Origin of the sequence: Pseudomonas sp. UBA7500, assembly GCF_002478435.1 — a bacterium.
In the GTDB taxonomy this organism is placed as follows: Bacteria; Pseudomonadota; Gammaproteobacteria; order Pseudomonadales; family Pseudomonadaceae; genus Aquipseudomonas; species Aquipseudomonas palmensis.
Genome location: NZ_DLNW01000003.1, coordinates 125,229 through 141,665 on the forward strand (window position 1 = coordinate 125,229; position 16,437 = coordinate 141,665).

At 64.7% G+C, this 16,437-nt stretch carries 15 protein-coding genes and 1 riboswitch; of the genes, 6 read left to right on the plus strand and 9 right to left on the minus strand.

The window, feature by feature from the left end; all coding sequences use genetic code 11:
* Positions 1-3: 3 nt before the first annotated feature.
* Positions 4-621 (plus strand): PAQR family membrane homeostasis protein TrhA, encoded by a 618-nt coding sequence (gene trhA, locus B4I46_RS03485; RefSeq protein WP_043862136.1) that lies wholly within the window; start codon positions 4-6, stop codon positions 619-621.
* A gap of 69 nt (positions 622-690) precedes the next feature.
* Here the strand turns inward: trhA and B4I46_RS03490 are convergent, their stop codons facing one another.
* Both B4I46_RS03490 and B4I46_RS03495 read right to left on the minus strand, forming a co-directional pair.
* Positions 691-1,410: a 16S rRNA (uracil(1498)-N(3))-methyltransferase gene (locus B4I46_RS03490; RefSeq protein WP_043859631.1), complete on the minus strand. Its 720-nt coding sequence runs from the start codon at positions 1,408-1,410 to the stop codon at positions 691-693.
* A gap of 107 nt (positions 1,411-1,517) precedes the next feature.
* Positions 1,518-2,924 carry an adenosylmethionine--8-amino-7-oxononanoate transaminase gene (locus B4I46_RS03495; RefSeq protein WP_286898654.1) on the minus strand — a complete coding sequence of 469 codons (1,407 nt, stop codon included), beginning with the start codon at positions 2,922-2,924 and terminating at the stop codon, positions 1,518-1,520.
* A 190-nt stretch (positions 2,925-3,114) separates the two neighbouring features.
* Here B4I46_RS03495 and B4I46_RS03500 point away from each other — a divergent pair, with 190 nt between their 5' ends.
* The 3 genes from B4I46_RS03500 to B4I46_RS03510 all read left to right on the plus strand — a co-directional run bounded on the left by B4I46_RS03500 (position 3,115) and on the right by B4I46_RS03510 (position 6,238).
* Positions 3,115-4,893 (plus strand): flavin monoamine oxidase family protein, encoded by a 1,779-nt coding sequence (locus tag B4I46_RS03500; RefSeq protein WP_286898655.1) that lies wholly within the window; start codon positions 3,115-3,117, stop codon positions 4,891-4,893.
* Between the two features lie 182 nt (positions 4,894-5,075).
* Complete coding sequence (locus B4I46_RS03505; RefSeq protein WP_043863618.1) at positions 5,076-5,627, plus strand: cytochrome b; 552 nt, start codon at positions 5,076-5,078, stop codon at positions 5,625-5,627.
* A gap of 32 nt (positions 5,628-5,659) precedes the next feature.
* Positions 5,660-6,238, plus strand: coding sequence for a YceI family protein (locus tag B4I46_RS03510; RefSeq protein WP_043863617.1), 579 nt, complete (start codon positions 5,660-5,662; stop codon positions 6,236-6,238).
* A 65-nt stretch (positions 6,239-6,303) separates the two neighbouring features.
* Here the strand turns inward: B4I46_RS03510 and B4I46_RS03515 are convergent, their stop codons facing one another.
* From B4I46_RS03515 to ahcY, 4 genes are all read right to left on the minus strand, one after another.
* A complete protein-coding gene (locus B4I46_RS03515; RefSeq protein WP_043863616.1) occupies positions 6,304-8,196 on the minus strand; it encodes a DEAD/DEAH box helicase in 1,893 nt (630 codons plus the stop codon).
* Between the two features lie 222 nt (positions 8,197-8,418).
* The gene (locus tag B4I46_RS03520) at positions 8,419-9,204 is read right to left on the minus strand and encodes a substrate-binding periplasmic protein (protein WP_043863615.1); all 786 of its coding nucleotides are present in this window, start codon (positions 9,202-9,204) and stop codon (positions 8,419-8,421) included.
* A gap of 138 nt (positions 9,205-9,342) precedes the next feature.
* Positions 9,343-10,188: a methylenetetrahydrofolate reductase [NAD(P)H] gene (metF, locus tag B4I46_RS03525; RefSeq protein WP_043863614.1), complete on the minus strand. Its 846-nt coding sequence runs from the start codon at positions 10,186-10,188 to the stop codon at positions 9,343-9,345.
* 96 nt (positions 10,189-10,284) lie between these two features.
* On the minus strand, positions 10,285-11,694 hold the full coding sequence (gene ahcY, locus B4I46_RS03530; RefSeq protein ID WP_286898662.1) for an adenosylhomocysteinase: 1,410 nt from the start codon (positions 11,692-11,694) through the stop codon (positions 10,285-10,287).
* A gap of 21 nt (positions 11,695-11,715) precedes the next feature.
* A riboswitch (S-adenosyl-L-homocysteine riboswitch) is annotated at positions 11,716-11,821 on the minus strand.
* Between the two features lie 183 nt (positions 11,822-12,004).
* Between ahcY and B4I46_RS03535 the strand changes: the two genes are divergently transcribed.
* Positions 12,005-12,403, plus strand: a complete 399-nt coding sequence (locus B4I46_RS03535; RefSeq protein WP_043863612.1) for an acyl-CoA thioesterase — start codon at positions 12,005-12,007, stop codon at positions 12,401-12,403.
* 18 nt (positions 12,404-12,421) lie between these two features.
* Here the strand turns inward: B4I46_RS03535 and B4I46_RS03540 are convergent, their stop codons facing one another.
* A complete protein-coding gene (locus tag B4I46_RS03540) occupies positions 12,422-13,717 on the minus strand; it encodes a cation:dicarboxylate symporter family transporter (protein WP_178083059.1) in 1,296 nt (431 codons plus the stop codon).
* 45 nt (positions 13,718-13,762) lie between these two features.
* Positions 13,763-14,176, minus strand: coding sequence for a VOC family protein (locus B4I46_RS03545; RefSeq protein WP_116052532.1), 414 nt, complete (start codon positions 14,174-14,176; stop codon positions 13,763-13,765).
* 92 nt (positions 14,177-14,268) lie between these two features.
* Here B4I46_RS03545 and B4I46_RS03550 point away from each other — a divergent pair, with 92 nt between their 5' ends.
* On the plus strand, positions 14,269-15,150 hold the full coding sequence (locus B4I46_RS03550; RefSeq protein ID WP_054915762.1) for a LysR family transcriptional regulator: 882 nt from the start codon (positions 14,269-14,271) through the stop codon (positions 15,148-15,150).
* On the opposite strand, the gene B4I46_RS03555 is transcribed toward B4I46_RS03550, so the two are convergent.
* On the minus strand, positions 15,134-16,369 hold the full coding sequence (locus B4I46_RS03555; RefSeq protein WP_043863609.1) for a cation:proton antiporter: 1,236 nt from the start codon (positions 16,367-16,369) through the stop codon (positions 15,134-15,136). The genes B4I46_RS03550 and B4I46_RS03555 overlap by 17 nt on opposite strands.
* Positions 16,370-16,437 lie beyond the last annotated feature (68 nt).

The following is a 16,437-nucleotide window of genomic DNA, read 5'->3' on the forward strand; positions in this document are numbered from 1 at the left end:
TGCATGTACCACGGTGAACGTTTCAATGCCTGGACCCACCTGGTGGGCGCGGTTCTGGCCTGCATCGGCGCGATCTGGTTGCTGGTGGTGGCCGGGATGCAGGGCGACCCCTGGAAGATCGTCAGCCTGGCCATCTACGGCTTCACGCTGATGCTGCTGTACAGCACTTCGACCCTTTATCACAGCGTGCGCGGTCGGGCGAAGGTGATCATGCGCAAGCTCGATCACCTGTCGATCTACCTGCTGATTGCCGGCAGCTATACCCCGTTCTGCCTGGTGAGCCTGCGCGGTCCGTGGGGCTGGAGCCTGTTCGGGGTGGTGTGGGGGCTGGCGGTTATCGGCATGCTGCAGGAGATCAAGCCGCGCTCCGAGGCGCGCGTGCTGTCCATCGTGATCTACGCACTGATGGGCTGGATCGTGCTGGTGGCGGTCAAGCCGCTGCTGGCCAGCCTGGGTACGGCGGGGTTCGCCTGGCTGGCGGCGGGGGGCGCGCTGTACACCATCGGCATCATCTTCTTTGCCTATGACAGCCGCTTCCGCCATTGGCATGGCATCTGGCACCTGTTCGTGATTGCCGGCAGCCTGCTGCACTTTATCGCGATATTTTTCTACGTGCTTTAGGGCCCCTTCGCCGGCAAGGCCGGCTCCTGCAGTAGGAGCCGGCCTTGCCGGCGAACGCCGCGACGCGATCTAGAAATCGCCCCACAGCTGCTGCGCCACTGCCAGCGCCACCACTGGCGCGGTTTCGGTACGCAGCACCCGCGGGCCCAGGCGCGCGGCATGGAACCCCGCCGCCTTGGCCTGCTCCACTTCTACCTCCGACAAGCCGCCTTCCGGCCCGATCAGAAACGCCAGGCTCGCGGGCCTGGCATGGCTGGTCAAGGGTTCGGCCACCGGGTGCAGCACCAGTTTCAGCGCCTCGTCTCGCGCCTTGAGCCAGTCTGCCAGCAGCACCGGCGAATGGATTGTCGGCACTGTCGAGCGCCCGCATTGTTCGCAGGCACTGATCGCCACCTGGCGCCAGTGGGCCAGGCGCTTGTCGGCACGTTCGTCCTTCAGACGCACCTCGCAGCGTTCGCTGACGATCGGGGTGATCACGCTGGCGCCCAGTTCGGTGGCCTTCTGGATCGCCCAGTCCATGCGCTCGCCACGGGACAGGCCCTGGCCCAGGTGCACGTGCAGGGGGGATTCGGCCTGGCCGGGGAGGGCCTGGGCGAGCGTGACGCGCACGCTCTTCTTGCCGACCTCGAGCAGTTCGCCCAGGTATTCCTGGCCGCTGCCGTCGAACAGTTGCACCGCATCGCCCGGCGCCATGCGCAGCACGCGGCCGATGTAGTGGGCCTGGGCCTCGGGCAGGTCGTGCTCGCCCAGGCTCAGGGGGGCGTCGATGAAGAAGCGGGACAGTCTCATGGTTCTGCTCTGAATAAGATGGAGGCAGTTCGGGCGCCATCGCGGGTCAAGCCTGCTCCTGCAGGGTTACAGGTGATCCCTGTGGGAGCTGGGACCCGCGATGCTGTTTAGCCCGGATCGCGGAAATCAGGATGGAAATCGGTCGGCACCGCCACGCTCACGCTGCTGCGCGTGGCGATATCGATGCCCTCGCTGGCCACCTCGGCCAGGAAGTCGATCTGTTCGGGGGTGATCACGTACGGCGGCAGAAAGTACACCACGCTGCCCAGCGGGCGCAGCAGCGCACCACGGGTCAGGGCATGCTCGAACACCTTCAGGCCACGCCGCTCCTGCCACGGGTAGGCGGTCTTGCTGGCCTTGTCCTGCACCATCTCGATGGCCAGGGCCATGCCGGTCTGGCGCACTTCGGCCACATGCGGGTGGTCGACCAGGTGCGCGGTGGCCGTGGCCATGCGTGTGGCCAGGGCCTTGTTGGCCTCGATCACGTTGTCCTGCTCGAAGATGTCCAGGGTCGCCAGCGCCGCGGCACAGGCCAGCGGGTTGCCGGTGTAGCTGTGCGAGTGCAGGAACGCGCGCAGGGTCGGGTAATCGTCGTAGAACGCGCTGTACACCTCGTCGGTGGTCAGGCACGCGGCCAGCGGCAGGTAGCCGCCGGTGAGGGCCTTGGACAGGCACAGGAAGTCGGGGCGGATGCCGGCCTGCTCGCAGGCGAACATCGTGCCGGTGCGCCCGAAGCCTACGGCGATCTCGTCGTGGATCAGGTGCACGCCGTAGCGGTCGCACGCCTCGCGCAGCAGCCTGAGGTACACCGGGTGGTACATGCGCATGCCGCCGGCGCCCTGGATCAGCGGTTCGACGATCACGGCGGCGATGCTCTGATGGTGCTCGGCCAGGGTCTGTTCCATGGCGGCGAACATCGTGCGCGAATGGTCTTCCCAGCTCACGCCCTCGGGGCGCAGGTAGCAGTCGGGGCTGGGCACCTTGAGGGTGTCGAGCAGCAGCGCCTTGTAGGTCTCGGTGAACAGCGGCACGTCGCCCACCGACATCGCCGCGATGGTCTCGCCGTGGTAGCTGTTGCTCAGGGTGACGAAGCGCTTCTTGTCCGGCTGGCCCTTGTTGAGCCAGTAATGGAAGCTCATCTTCAGCGCCACTTCGATGCACGATGAGCCATTGTCGGCGTAGAAGCAGCGGTTCAGGCCCTCGGGGGTGAGCTTGACCAGGCGCTCGGACAGCTCGATCACCGGCTGGTGGCTGAAGCCTGCGAGGATCACGTGTTCGAGCTGGTCGACCTGGTCCTTGATGCGCTGGTTGATCTTCGGGTTGGCGTGGCCGAACACGTTGACCCACCAGGAACTCACCGCGTCGAGGTAGCGCTTGCCTTCGAAGTCTTCGAGCCATACGCCATCGCCACGCTTGATCGGGATCAGCGGCAGGTGCTCGTGGTCTTTCATCTGGGTGCAGGGATGCCACAGGACCTTGAGGTCACGTTCCATCCACTGTTGATTCAGGCCCATGGGCTCTCTCCTGGCGACGCGGGTTCGGGTAACCGCGCAAGCCTATGCAAAGCGCCGGGGCAGGACAACCCATAAGGCGCAAACGGTGCGGGCATTAGTGGCAGGCCCGGGCGGCCTGACGTATCCTTCACCGACGTTTTTCCCGGGGGTTTCACCCCGCATTTTCCGCCTTTGATCCGGAGTTCGCCGAATGTCTGCTGGTTGGCTGCGCGCCTGCGCGCTGGTAATGATAGGGCTGTTCAGCGCGGGCGCCCTCGCGGCTGCCAAGCAGCCGACGGCCATCGTGGTCGGTGGCGGCCTGGCAGGCCTCACCGCCGCCTACGAACTGCAAAACAAGGGCTGGCAGGTGACCCTGCTGGAAGCCAAGCCGGGCATGGGCGGGCGTTCGGGCCTGGCCACCAGCGAGTGGATCGGCAACAGCAAGGCCCAGCCGACCCTCAACCGCTACCTTGACACCTTCAAGCTGGCCACCCTGCCGGCGCCGGAGTTCGTGCGCGTACCGAGCTACCTGATCGATGGCGAGTACTTCAGCGCCGCAGACCTGGCCACCAAGCAGCCGGCCACCGCCGAGGCACTCAAGCGCTACGAGAAGACCCTCGACGACCTGGCGCGCTCGATCAGCGACCCTGAAAACCCGGCGGCCAACAGCACCCTGTTCGCCCTCGACCAGCTCAACGTTTCCGGCTGGCTGGACAAGCTGCAACTGCCACCGACCGCGCGCCAGCTGGTCAACCAGCAGATCCGTACCCGCTACGACGAGCCTTCGCGCCTGTCGTTGCTGTATTTCGCGCAGCAGACCCGCGTGTACCGCGATGTGAGCGATCGCGACCTGCGCGCCGCCCGTCTGCCCGGCGGCAGCCCGGTGCTGGCGCAGGCTTTCGTCAAGCAACTGAAGACCATCAAGACCAGCGCACCGGTCAGCGCGATCATCCAGGACAAGGACGGCGTCACGGTCAAGGTCGGCGCGGTGGGCTACAGCGCCGACTACGTGGTGCTGGCGGTACCGTTGCGCGCCCTGGCCAAGATCCAGATGACCCCGGGCCTGGACAACCAGCACCTGGCGGCGCTCAAGGGCACCAACTACGGCTGGCGCGACCAGCTGCTGCTCAAGTTCAAGACCCCGGTCTGGGAAAGCCGTGCGCGCATGTCGGGCGAAATCTACAGTAACACCGGCCTGGGCATGCTGTGGATCGAACCGGCGCTCAAGGGTGGCGCCAACGTGGTGATCAACCTGTCCGGTGACAACGCGCGCCTGCTGCAGGCGTTCGGCGACAAGCAGATGGTCGACCAGGTGCTGATTCGCCTGCATGCGTTCTACCCGCAGGCGCGTGGCGCGTTCACCGGCTATGAAGTGCGTCGCTACAGCACCGATGCCGGCACGGGCGGTGCGTACCTCGCCTACGGGCCGGGGCAGATCAGCAAGTTCTGGCGCCTGTGGGAGCGTCCGGTGCAGCGCGTGGCGTTTGCCGGCGAACACACCGATGCGCTGTACCCCGGCACCCTGGAAGGCGCTCTGCGCAGCGGCCAGCGCGCGGCGGGCCAGGTGGTGGACATGTCCAATGGCAAGTCGTTCGACCCGGCCAAGCTGGCGCCGGTGGCGGCCGGGGCCGCAGCGGCAGCGGTGGCGGCCAAGGACAGCAAGCCTGGCTTCTTCTCGAGGTTGTTCGGTGGCGGTGACAAGCCGGTAGACAAAGCGCCGGCCAAGCCGGTTGATGCGGCGCCAGCTCCTGCGCCAGCCCCAGCCCCAGCCCTAGCCCCAGCCGCTGCACCTGCGCCGGCGCCAACGCCCGCTGCGGCTGCGCCAGTAGCCAGGCAGGCGCCGGCAAAGGCGGCGCCTGCTGCCAAGAAGGCCCCGGCGAAAGCTGCGCCAGCCAAGAAGCCTGCGGCCAAGGCCCAGCCGGTCAAAAAGCCTGCGGCCAAGCCGGTGGCGAAGAAGCCGGCGGCGGCTACCCAAGCCAAGACGCAGTAATGCAGTGACCGCATCGCGCGTCAAGCAGCACCAGAATTCCTTCCTGCCGAGTTAATGTTTCCTTAACCTGTTCGTCTCACACTAAAGATCATGTTTCTCGATCGTTCAAAGCAAAATTTTCCGCTTTAATTCGATAGATAACCGGTTAGTCTTGGGCACAGTTCTTACAGGGAAACACGGCAATGCAACTGCGCAATTCTCCTTCTCGCTATGGCGTGGTCAGTATCGTCCTGCACTGGGGCGTGGCCCTGGCGGTCTTCGGCCTGTTCGGCCTGGGGCTGTGGATGGTCGGCCTGGACTACTACAGTGCGTGGCGCAAAACGGCACCCGACCTGCACAAGAGTATCGGCCTGACCCTGCTGGCGATCATGCTCGGTCGCGTGCTGTGGCGCTTCATCAGCCCGCCACCACCGGCCCCGGCCAACCACGGCCCGCTAACCCGCTTCGCCGCCAAGGCCGGCCACGGCCTGCTGTACGTGGGCCTGTTCGGGGTGATGATCACCGGCTACCTGATCTCCACCGCCGACGGCGTGGGCATCCCGGTGTTCGGCTTGTTCGAGGTGCCGGCACTGGTCAGCGACCTGCCCAACCAGGCGGATGTCGCCGGGGAAATCCATTTCTACCTGGCCTGGGGGTTGGTGATCTTCGCCGGCCTGCATGGCCTGGCCGCCCTCAAGCACCACTTTATCGACCGTGACGCGACCCTCACCCGCATGCTGGGCCGCAAAGCTTGATGTTCAACCTCAACTCCAAAGGAATAGAAGTAATGTTGAAAAAGACTTTTGCCGCTCTGGCGCTCGGTACCGCCCTGTTCACCGCTGGCCAGGCCATGGCTGCCGACTACAAGATCGACAAGGAAGGCCAGCACGCCTTCATCGACTGGAAAGTCAGCCACCTGGGCTACAGCTTCATCCACGGCACCTTCAAGGACTGGGACGGTACCTTCAGCTGGGATTCCGCCAAGCCGCAGGACAGCAAGATCTCGGTAGACGTGAAGACCGCCAGCCTGTGGTCCAACCACGCCGAGCGTGACAAGCACATCGCCAGCAAGGACTTCCTGGACGTTTCGAAATTCGCCGACGCCAAGTTCGTCTCCACCGCCGTCAAGCCCACTGGCGACAAGACTGCCGACGTGACCGGCGACCTGACCTTCCACGGCGTGACCAAGCCAGTGACCTTCAAGGCCACCTTCAACGGTGAAGGCAAGGACCCATGGGGCGGCGAGCGCGCCGGTTTCAACGCCACCACCACGCTGGACCTGAAAGACTTCGGCATCAAGCTGCCTGGCGACGTGGCACAGACCGCCCAGCTGGACATCTCGCTGGAAGGCGTCAAGCAGAAGTAATTGCCTGGCCTGTAAACAAGAACGCCGCCCCTAGGGGCGGCGTTTTTGTGTGCGCAGTGGCGGGATCAGCGGTTGCGCGTCAGCAGCGCAGGCTTCTCGCCACGTGGGCGGCTTGGCAGCTGCTCGAGCTGTTCGGCGGTCGGGAACCGGTCGATCTTGGATTCCTTGTGCACGATCTTGGGCTGCGACTGGCCGTCACGCGGGTTGCGCACTGCCGGTTCCTGCGACGACTGATCGTCACGGGCCGGGCGGCGGTTGCGGTTGTTGCTGCCGTCACGGCGCGCCTGGCCATCGCGACCACCGCCACCGCTGCGTGCACCACCTCGCTTCTCGCCATTGCTGCCGGCGCCACCGCTACGTGCACCACCACCGGTGTTGCTGCGTGGCTGGCCACCGCGGGGTGCGCCGGTGCCGGTACCGGCGGCTGCCGGTGCGCCCGGGCGACGGTTGCGGCCCTGGCCGCCCTTGTTCTGGTACGGGCTGACGTAGTCGGCACGGTTGCCGAAGTTGTCCACTTCGTCGTCCAGGAAGGCTTCAGGGTCACGGTCGGCCGGGATTTTCGGAACTACTGCTGCCTGACCCGAGGGTGCCTGGCGGGTTTTGCTGTTGTCACGGGGCTTGCGCTCTTGGCGCCCGCCGGCGGCCTTCTCAGTGGCTCTGTCGCCTGCGGGCTTATCCTTTTCCTGGCCTTTGTCCTTGCCCTTGTCCTTGCGCCCGCCGGCATTGCTGCCGTCGGCACGCTGGCCACGGCCACCGCGCGGGTTCATCTGCGGACGTTCACGGGCTTCGGGTTTTTCGGCTTCGACCGTCGAGGCATCGAAGCCCATCAGGTCGCCGTCCTGGATTTTCTGGCGGGTGACGCGCTCGATGCTCTTGAGCAGCTTCTCTTCGTCCGGCGCCACCAGCGAGATGGCCTCGCCGGAACGGCCCGCACGGCCGGTACGGCCGATACGGTGCACGTAGTCTTCCTCGACGTTGGGCAGCTCGAAGTTGACCACGTGGGGCAACTGGTCGATGTCCAGGCCGCGGGCGGCGATGTCGGTGGCGACCATGATGCGCACGGTGCCGGCCTTGAAGTCGGCCAGGGCCTTGGTGCGCGCGTTCTGGCTCTTGTTGCCGTGAATCGCCGCGGCAGTCAGGCCGTGCTTCTCGAGGTATTCGGCCAGGCGGTTGGCGCCGTGCTTGGTACGTGTGAAGACCAGCACCTGCTCCCAGGCACCCTGGGTGATCAGGTGGGCCAGCAGGGCACGCTTGTGGCTGGCGGGCAGACGGTACACACGCTGCTCGATACGCTCGACCGTGGTGTTGGGCGGCGTGACCTCGATGCGCTCGGGGTTGTGCAGCAGCTTGTCGGCCAGGTTGGTGATGTCTTTGGAGAAGGTCGCCGAGAACAGCAGGTTCTGGCGCTTGGCAGGCAAGCGTGCGAGGACCTTCTTCACGTCATGGATGAAGCCCATGTCGAGCATGCGGTCGGCTTCGTCGAGCACCAGGATCTCAACGTGGCTCAGGTCGACGCTGCCCTGGCCGGCGAGGTCCAGCAGACGGCCGGGGCAGGCCACCAGCACGTCGACGCCGCGGGACATGGCCTGCACCTGCGGGTTCATGCCGACACCGCCGAAGATGCAGGCGCTGACGAACTTGAGGTCGCGGGCGTAGATCTTGAAGCTGTCGTGGACCTGGGCGGCGAGTTCGCGGGTGGGGGTCAGCACCAGTACCCGCGGCTGGCGTGGGCCATGGCGCTGGGACTTGTCGGGGTGGCCACCTGGAAACAGGCGTTCGAGAATCGGCAGTGCAAAGCCACCGGTTTTACCAGTACCTGTCTGCGCCGCGACCATCAGGTCGCGACCTTGCAACACGGCGGGAATGGCCCGCTGTTGCACCGGCGTAGGCTGGGTATAGCCCGCTGCCTCGATAGCGCGGACTAGAGCCTCGGAGAGACCGAGGGAAGCAAAGGACATGAGTAATCCTGTTCTAGTGGGGGCTAAGCCCTATGGGAAGTTCGTGCCTGGCGCGACGGGCATCAGGTGATGCTATCGCGTCCGGTCCTGCTGGGCCTTCAATGCGCATCCGGGGGGCGGCGGGCGGGCTCTGGGCGCGCTGTCCTGCCGATCGGGATGCCTTTTGCAAGGCCGAGCGTCCGGGCGTAAGCCTGGCGGGGTTGGCGGAGTATAACAGAGCAATCAGTGCGTGCTGCGTTCCTGCTGCTCAACGGTTTGCGGAATGTTCACCTCGGCGCCTGCGTAGCGTGCGTTCAGCTCGGCATAGGCCGGCTCCTGCTTGAAGCGGCGCAGCTCGGCGGCGAAGCGTTGCGCCAGCAGGTCCATGCCGGCATTGCGGCGTACTGCCAGGAACTGGGGCTGGCGGTCGATCACCAGCCCCAGTTCGCTGACCTGTTGCTCCAGGCCCAGGCTCTTGATCACATGCCGGCCAACCCGGCGATCGGTGACCAGCAGGTCTATGCGCCCCAGTTGCAGCTTGCCCAGGTTGGCTTCCAGGGTAGGTGCCGGCTCGCGCTTGAAGTCGGGTGAATCGGCAAACGCCGGGCCGTAGGTATAGCCGGGCGCGGTGCCCACGGTCAGCCCCTTGAGGTCTTCCAGGTGCCTGATGGCGTGGGGCCGGGCGTTGGCCTGGAACAGCACGAACTCCACGTGCGACAGCGGTTCGCTGGGGTAGAACAGCTGGGCGTCGCGCTGCTCGGTCTTGAAGATGTCGAGCACGCCATCGGCCAGCCCCTGTTCGACCATCGCCAGGCAGCGCTTCCATGGCAGGAACTGCCATTGCACCTCGATGCCCAGGCGCTTGAACACCTCGGCGGTGACCTCGTAGTCGATACCCTTGGCCTCTCCGTTTTCCTGGTACACATAGGGCGGCCAGGGGTCGGTGACGATGCGCAGCCTCTCGCCATGAGCCAGGGTACTCAGGCAGGCGAGGAACAGGGCGGCGAACAGTCGGTAAAGATCGGGCATGGCTGGAGAGTACGATGGCTGCTCGAGAATGGCCAGCCTGGCTCGGCCAGCAGCTCAGCCAGGTGCGAAGGCCTGGAGGCGGGCGTCGACAAAAAAGGGCCTTGGCGTGTGCCAGAGCCCTTGTCGTCGGTGCAGCAGTCAGCGTGGCAGCTTGAGGTTGTTCCACACTGCCAGGCTGGGTTCGGCCTGGTTCAGGGTATAGAAGTGCAGCCCCGGTGCGCCGCCTTGCAGCAGTTTTTCGCACATTTCGGTGATGACCTGTTCGCCGAAGGCCTGGATGCTTTGCACATCGTCGCCATAGGCTTCCAGCTGCTTGCGGACCCAGCGCGGGATCTCGGCGCCGCACGCATCGGAGAAGCGCGCCAGCTTGCTGTAGTTGGTGATCGGCATGATGCCGGGTACCACCGGGATGTCCACGCCCAGCTTCTGCACGCGCTCGACGAAGTGGAAGTAGCAGTCGGCGTTGAAGAAGTACTGGGTGATGGCGCTGTCGGCGCCGGCCTTGGCCTTGCGCACGAAATTGATCAGGTCGTCTTCGAAGTGACGGGCCTGGGGGTGCATTTCCGGGTAGGCGGCCACTTCGATGTGAAAGTGATCACCGCTTTCCTGGCGAATGAATTCGACCAGCTCGTTGGCGTAGCGCAGCTCGCCACTGGCCATGCCCATGCCCGACGGCAGGTCGCCGCGCAGGGCCACGATACGCTTGATGCCGGCGGCCTTGTACTGGGCCAGCAGGCTGCGCAGGTCGTCCTTGCTGTCGCCCACGCACGACAGGTGCGGCGCGGCCGGTACCTTCACTTCGCTTTCCAGCTGCAGCACGGTGTTGAGCGTGCGGTCGCGGGTCGAGCCACCGGCACCATAGGTGCAGGAGAAGAAGTCCGGGTTGTAGCTGGCCAGGGTGCGAGCCGTGGCGAGCAGTTTTTCATGTCCAGCGTCGGTCTTGGTCGGGAAGAACTCGAAGCTGTAACGGCGTTCCTGAGACATGGCGAAATCCTGGTAAACCGATCGTGCTGGCCAGCCGTGAGGCTGGCCACAGAAAAAAGCCGGTGACGCTGTGGCAGCGTTACCGGCTTTGGCCCATCAGTAGCGGTAGGCGTCTGGTTTGAACGGGCCTTCAACAGTCACGCCGATGTACTCGGCCTGCTGTTTGGTCAGTTGGGTTACCACGCCGCCGAAACCGCGGACCATTTCCAGGGCCACTTCTTCGTCGAGTTTTTTCGGCAGTACTTCAACGGTCAGGCGCTCGGCTTTCTGGGCCGGCGACAGGTCGGCGTACTTCTGGCCGAACAGGAAGATCTGTGCCAGTACCTGGTTGGCAAACGAACCGTCCATGATGCGGCTCGGGTGGCCAGTGGCGTTGCCCAGGTTCACCAGGCGGCCTTCGGCCAGCAGGATCAGGTAGTCGTCGTTCTGCGCGTCGAAATCGCCAGGGCCGGTACGGTGGATCTTGTGAACCTGTGGCTTGACCTCTTCCCATGCCCAGTTCTTGCGCATGAAGGCGGTGTCGATTTCGTTGTCGAAGTGACCGATGTTGCATACCACGGCGCGCTTTTTCAGGGCCTTGAGCATGTTGGCATCGCACACGTTGACGTTACCGGTGGTGGTCACGATCAGGTCGATCTTGCCCAGCAGGGCCTTGTTGACGCTGGCTTCGGTGCCGTTGTTGATACCGTCGATGAACGGCGAAACCAGCTCGAAGCCGTCCATGCAGGCTTGCATGGCGCAGATCGGGTCGACTTCCGAGACCTTGACGATCATGCCTTCCTGACGCAGCGACTGGGCCGAACCCTTGCCCACGTCACCGTAGCCGATCACCAGCGCCTGCTTGCCCGACAGCAGGTGGTCGGTGCCGCGCTTGATGGCGTCGTTGAGGCTGTGACGGCAGCCGTACTTGTTGTCGTTCTTGCTCTTGGTGACCGAGTCGTTGACGTTGATCGCCGGGATCTTCAGCTCGCCCTTGGCCAGCATGTCGAGCAGACGGTGCACACCGGTGGTGGTCTCTTCGGTCACGCCGTGAACGCGGTCCAGTACCTGCGGGTACTTCTTGTGCAGCAGCTCGGTGAGGTCGCCGCCGTCGTCGAGGATCATGTTGGCATCCCATGGCGCGCCATCCTTGAGGATGGTCTGCTCCAGGCACCACTCGTATTCCTGCTCGGTCTCGCCCTTCCAGGCGAACACCGGGATGCCGGCGGCGGCGATGGAGGCAGCGGCCTGATCCTGGGTGGAGAAGATGTTGCACGACGACCAGCGAACTTCGGCGCCCAGCGCGACCAGGGTTTCGATCAGCACGGCGGTCTGGATGGTCATGTGGATGCAGCCGAGGATTTTTGCACCCTTGAGCGGCTGTTCAGCGGCGTACTTGCGGCGCAGACCCATCAGGGCCGGCATTTCGGACTCGGCGATGATGGTTTCGCGGCGGCCCCAGGCAGCCAGGGACATGTCGGCGACTTTGTAGTCGGTAAAATCTGCAGGCGTGTTTACAGCGCTCATCAAGAGCCTCCATTCGTAGTGTGCGAATGGGCGCCGTTGTGCGTTTAGTGCCCGTGCGGGGAACCCCGTGCAGGCAACGCCCCATCCGAGCCTGACAGGAGAACCTGCTGCAGCGCCCCTCGGACAGGTGGCGGGAACGGCATCGAGTGGTGATGACCGTCTGTGAAGCGTTGGCGATTATAGCTGCGCCCGCGCATCGGCCCAAGGCTTTCTGTCAATTAATCGAGACGATAGTCGATGTTCAATGGAGGCCGCCGGCAGGCTCTGCCATCATTGTCGGCATCGATTGGCAAGACGGTCAGGAGTACGCATGAACTTTCACACCCGCAAATGGGTAAAACCCGAAGACCTCAACCCCAACGGCACCCTGTTCGGTGGCAGCCTGTTGCGCTGGATCGACGAAGAGGCGGCGATCTACGCGATCGTGCAACTGGGCAACCAGCGTGTGGTGACCAAGTACATCTCGGAGATCAACTTCGTCAGCGCCTCGCGCCAGGGCGACATCATCGAGCTGGGCATCACCGCCACGGAATTCGGCCGCACCTCCATCACCCTCAAATGCGAAGTGCGCAACAAGATCACCCGCAAGAGCATCCTCACCGTCGACAAGATGGTCTTCGTCAACCTGGGTGAGGACGGCTTGCCTGCACCCCATGGGCGTACCGAGATCAAGTTCATCAAGGATCAGTTCGATACCTCGGTGGAATGACGGCGGTAGCTGCACAGTTCAAGCTTCAAGCTTCAAGTCGGGGGCAGCGGGGCTGGCGGGGGCGGTTTGGCCAGGTGCCTTGAGCTGGCCCTCCCAGCGTGCGATCACCAGTGGCGCCAGTGCGTTACCCAGCACGTTGAGTGCAGTGACCGGCATGTCCATCAGCCGATACACCCCGGCGATGATCGCCACGCCCTCGACCGGCAGCCCTGCCGCGGTCAGCGTGGCGGTGAGGATGATGAACATGAAGCCCGGCACCCCCGCCGCACCCTTGGAGGTCAGCACCATGATCAGCACCAGCATCGCCTGGTCAGCCAGGCCCAGGTCGATGCCATAGGCCTGGGCGATGAACAGCGTGCCAAGCGCTGCGAACAGCGACGCGCCATCGAGGTTGAATGAATACCCCAACGGAATGACCATGCTGGTGATCGGGCGTGGCGCGCCGTAGCGCTCCATCTTCTCGATCAGTTGCGGCATCACCGTGGCCGAGGCGGCGCTGCTGTAGGCCAGCAGCAACTCGCTGCGTATCTCGCGCAACAGGTGGAAGAACCGCACCCCCGCCAGCCTGGCCACCGCCCCCAGCACGCACAGCGCAAACAGCAGCACCGCGACGTAGGTAATGCCGATCAGCTTGGCCAGTGGCAGCAGTGCGCTCAGGCCGAAGCTGGCAACGGTGACGCCGATCAGCCCGAAGATGCCGATGGGTGAGTAGTGCATCACCAGGTGGGTGACCTTGAACATGGTGTCCGATACGCCCTGCATCACGCTGATCAACGGTGCCTTCTGCTGCTGGGGCAGCATCGACAGGGCGCAGCCGAACAGGATGGCGAAGAACAGCACCGACAGCAGCTTGCCCTCGGCCATGGCCAGCACGATGTTGTCCGGCACGATGGCCACCAGGGTGCGCCCCAGGTTCTGCGTTTCGGTGCTGGATGCCAGCGTGGTGACCGGTGCCTGCAGCGTGCTGCTGAAGTCCGCGCCGGCGCCGGGCTGGAACACGTTGCCGACCACCAGCCCGAACAGGATCGCGATGCTGGTGATGGTGAAGAAGTACACGAACGTCTTCATCCCGACCCGGCCCAGGGCGCGCGTGCTGCCGGCGCCGGCGATGCCGACGGTCATGCAGGCGAACACCAGCGGTACCACGATCATCTTCATCAGCTTGATGAACAGGTCGCCGGCCGGCTGCAGCAGGTTGTCGATGAACCAGACCTTGTGCTCGGGGAACTGGTTGAGAAGGATGCCGACGATCACGCCGGCGACCAGGCCGATAATGATGCGCGTGACCAGGCTGGAAGGTGTGCGAATGCCCATGGGGTGCCCCTTGTTGTTGTGGTTGTGGGGAGTGCGAAGGGTGCGTTACTGCGCGAACAGGCCGGCGAAATCCTTGAAGCCCTTGACCTCGATCGGATTGCCGCTGGGGTCGAGGAAGAACATCGTGCGTTGTTCGCCCGGCTCGCCCACAAAGCGCACCACCGGTGGGATCTCGAATGCCAGGCCGCGCCGGGTGAGGCGCACGGCCAGGGTCATCCACTCGTCCAGTGGCAGTACCACGCCGATATGCGGCATCAGTACCTTGTGCTCGCCAACCTGCCCGGTACGGGTGGTGGCGAACGGCGTGCCCAGGTGCAACGAGAGCTGGTTGCCGAAGAAGTCGAAGTCGACCCAGGTCGCGGTGCTGCGCCCTTCGGTGCAGCCCAGAACATCTCGATAAAAAGTACGCGCCTGTTCCAGGTCGCAAACGTGGTATGCAGCGTGAAAGGGTCTGTTCATGGCGTATCCCCCGTGTGGTTGAGCGTTGAGGGTAAGTAGGCCGTGTGACGGGGTAAAACGGCTTTGCCTTGCTCTGAGCGAAAGAAAAACTTATGGATGTGCGCTTTCTGAAAAGCCTGGTGGCAGTGGTGGAAACCGGCTCGATTGCCGCGGCCGCGCGTCGCGAGAACCGCACGGCAGCGGCGATCAGCCAGCGCGTGCAGGCGCTGGAACGCACACTGGGCTGCACCTTGCTGCTGCGTACTGCGCATGCCATCCGCCCCTCGGACCAGTGCCTGCTGCTGTTGCCCAGAATCCAGGCGATCATCGAGCAGGCGCGTGAACTGCAGCACGACCTGAGCCAGGACGGATTGACGGGGGACGTCAGGGTGGGCGCGGTGTCGACGGCGTTGACCGGGGTATTGCCGGGGCTTATCGAGCGTCTGGCGCGATCGGCGCCGGGGCTCAAGCTGCAGATCACCCCGGGTGATTCGCGCAGCCTGTACGAGAAGGTGCTCGGCGGCGAACTGGATGCCGCGATTCTGGTGCGCCCGCCCTTCACGCTGCCCAAGGCACTGGCGCTGCAGGTGCTCAAGGTCGAGCCGCTGATTCTGATCGCGCCGGCTGCACAGGCCGCGCTGGCCCCCGATACATTGCTGCGCGAGCACCCGTTCATTCGCTATGACGCACAGTCGTGGGGCGGGCAGATCGCCCAGCGCTACCTGGATGAGCAACTGATCACGCCGCAGTTGCTGTGCGAGCTGGATGCGCTGGAAACCATCGTGATGCTGGTGGCCCAGGGCATGGGGGTATCGTTGGTGCCGCAATGGGCCGGCATGCCCCATGAGGGCATCTGTGCCTGGCCGCTGGGCGATGACCCGCGCCACGCGCGGGCACTGGTGGTGCTGCACGGCTCGACGCCGCGCCGGCCAGTGGCCATGCGGCATCTGCTGGGGCTGCTGGGCAGCCCCTCGCCGGTCAAGGCTGCTCGGTAACCCCGCGCACCACGCGACCGATGCTCAGGCCCTGCAGCAGGATCGACGACAGCACCACGATGTAGGTGATGCTCAGCAGCAGGTCACGTTCGGGGCCCGATGGCAGCGACAGCGCCAGGGCCACGGACACACCGCCGCGCAGGCCGCCCCAGGTGAGCACGCGGATGGTGCCGCGCGGCACCGTTCTCCAGCGGCGCAGCATGACGATCGCCGGCGCCACGGTCAGCAGACGCGACAGCAGGATCGCCACTGCCAGCACCCCGGCCGCAGCCAGGTGCATCCACGAGAACGGCAGCAGCAACAGCTCCAGGCCGATCAGCGCGAACAGCAGCGCGTTGAGCATGTCGTCGATCAGTTCCCAGAAGCCGTCCATGTAGCGCCGGGTCATGTCGTTCATAGCCAGGTTGCGACCCAGGTTGCCGATGATCAGGCCCGCTACCACCATCGCGATGGGCGCCGAGACGTGCAGTTCGTAGGCTGCGGCCGAGCCGCCGATCACCAGCGCCAGGGTCAGCATGACCTCCACCTGGTACTGCTCGATGCTCTTGATCATGCGGTAGGTGACGTAGCCGATCACCGCACCGAACAGCGCGCCGCCGATGGCCTCGCGGGCGAACAGGATCGCGGTGTCGCTCACGCTCGGGGTCTCGCCCAGTTGTGCGATGCCCAGCAGCACGGTGAACACCACGACCGCGGTGCCGTCGTTGAACAGCGACTCGCCGACGATGGTGGTCTTCAGCGGCTTGGACGCATTGGCGGTACGCAGGGCGCCGAGCACCGCAATCGGGTCGGTGGGCGAGATCAGTGCGCCGAACAGCAGGCAGTACAGCAGGTTCACGTGCCAGCCGAACAGGGCGAAGATCCAGTGTGCCAGGTAGCCGATCACCACGGTGGCGATCAGCACGCCGACGGTGGCCAGGAGGCCGATCGGCCAGCGGTAGTCGCGCAGGTCGGCCAGGTTAACGTGCAGCGCCCCGGCGAACAGCAGGAACGCCAGCATCCAGTGCATCAGCAGGTCGTTGAAGTCGATCTGGCTCATCAGGCCCTGCACCCGTTCTTCCAGGCCCGGGTAGCCGATGACGCTCAGGCCCTGGAGGATCAGGGAAAACAGCAGTGCAGTGACCATCACGCCAATGGTCGGCGGCAGGCCGATAAAGCGGTAGTTCACATAGGTGAGGAGGGTGGTGAGGCAAATAAACGCGGCAACTAGCTCAAGCATCCTAGGTCCTGTAATGGCTTCCAAGTCAGTGCCCGAATGGCTCGGGCAGGGCTTGGATGCGCCGGCGC

Excerpts from the sequence above, each read along its gene's own strand:
- B4I46_RS03520 (WP_043863615.1), bottom strand. The coding sequence starts at position 9,204 with ATGCCCGATCTTTACCGACTGTTCGCCGCCCTGTTCCTCGCCTGCCTG.
- B4I46_RS03550 (WP_054915762.1), top strand. The coding sequence starts at position 14,269 with ATGGATGTGCGCTTTCTGAAAAGCCTGGTGGCAGTGGTGGAAACCGGC.
- ahcY (WP_286898662.1), bottom strand. The coding sequence starts at position 11,694 with ATGAGCGCTGTAAACACGCCTGCAGATTTTACCGACTACAAAGTCGCC.
- B4I46_RS03505 (WP_043863618.1), top strand. The coding sequence starts at position 5,076 with ATGCAACTGCGCAATTCTCCTTCTCGCTATGGCGTGGTCAGTATCGTC.
- metF (WP_043863614.1), bottom strand. The coding sequence starts at position 10,188 with ATGTCTCAGGAACGCCGTTACAGCTTCGAGTTCTTCCCGACCAAGACC.
- B4I46_RS03500 (WP_286898655.1), top strand. The coding sequence starts at position 3,115 with ATGTCTGCTGGTTGGCTGCGCGCCTGCGCGCTGGTAATGATAGGGCTG.
- B4I46_RS03495 (WP_286898654.1), bottom strand. The coding sequence starts at position 2,924 with ATGGGCCTGAATCAACAGTGGATGGAACGTGACCTCAAGGTCCTGTGG.
- trhA (WP_043862136.1), top strand. The coding sequence starts at position 4 with ATGTACCACGGTGAACGTTTCAATGCCTGGACCCACCTGGTGGGCGCG.
- B4I46_RS03535 (WP_043863612.1), top strand. The coding sequence starts at position 12,005 with ATGAACTTTCACACCCGCAAATGGGTAAAACCCGAAGACCTCAACCCC.
- B4I46_RS03540 (WP_178083059.1), bottom strand. The coding sequence starts at position 13,717 with ATGGGCATTCGCACACCTTCCAGCCTGGTCACGCGCATCATTATCGGC.
- B4I46_RS03555 (WP_043863609.1), bottom strand. The coding sequence starts at position 16,369 with ATGCTTGAGCTAGTTGCCGCGTTTATTTGCCTCACCACCCTCCTCACC.
- B4I46_RS03545 (WP_116052532.1), bottom strand. The coding sequence starts at position 14,176 with ATGAACAGACCCTTTCACGCTGCATACCACGTTTGCGACCTGGAACAG.
- B4I46_RS03510 (WP_043863617.1), top strand. The coding sequence starts at position 5,660 with ATGTTGAAAAAGACTTTTGCCGCTCTGGCGCTCGGTACCGCCCTGTTC.
- B4I46_RS03515 (WP_043863616.1), bottom strand. The coding sequence starts at position 8,196 with ATGTCCTTTGCTTCCCTCGGTCTCTCCGAGGCTCTAGTCCGCGCTATC.
- B4I46_RS03490 (WP_043859631.1), bottom strand. The coding sequence starts at position 1,410 with ATGAGACTGTCCCGCTTCTTCATCGACGCCCCCCTGAGCCTGGGCGAG.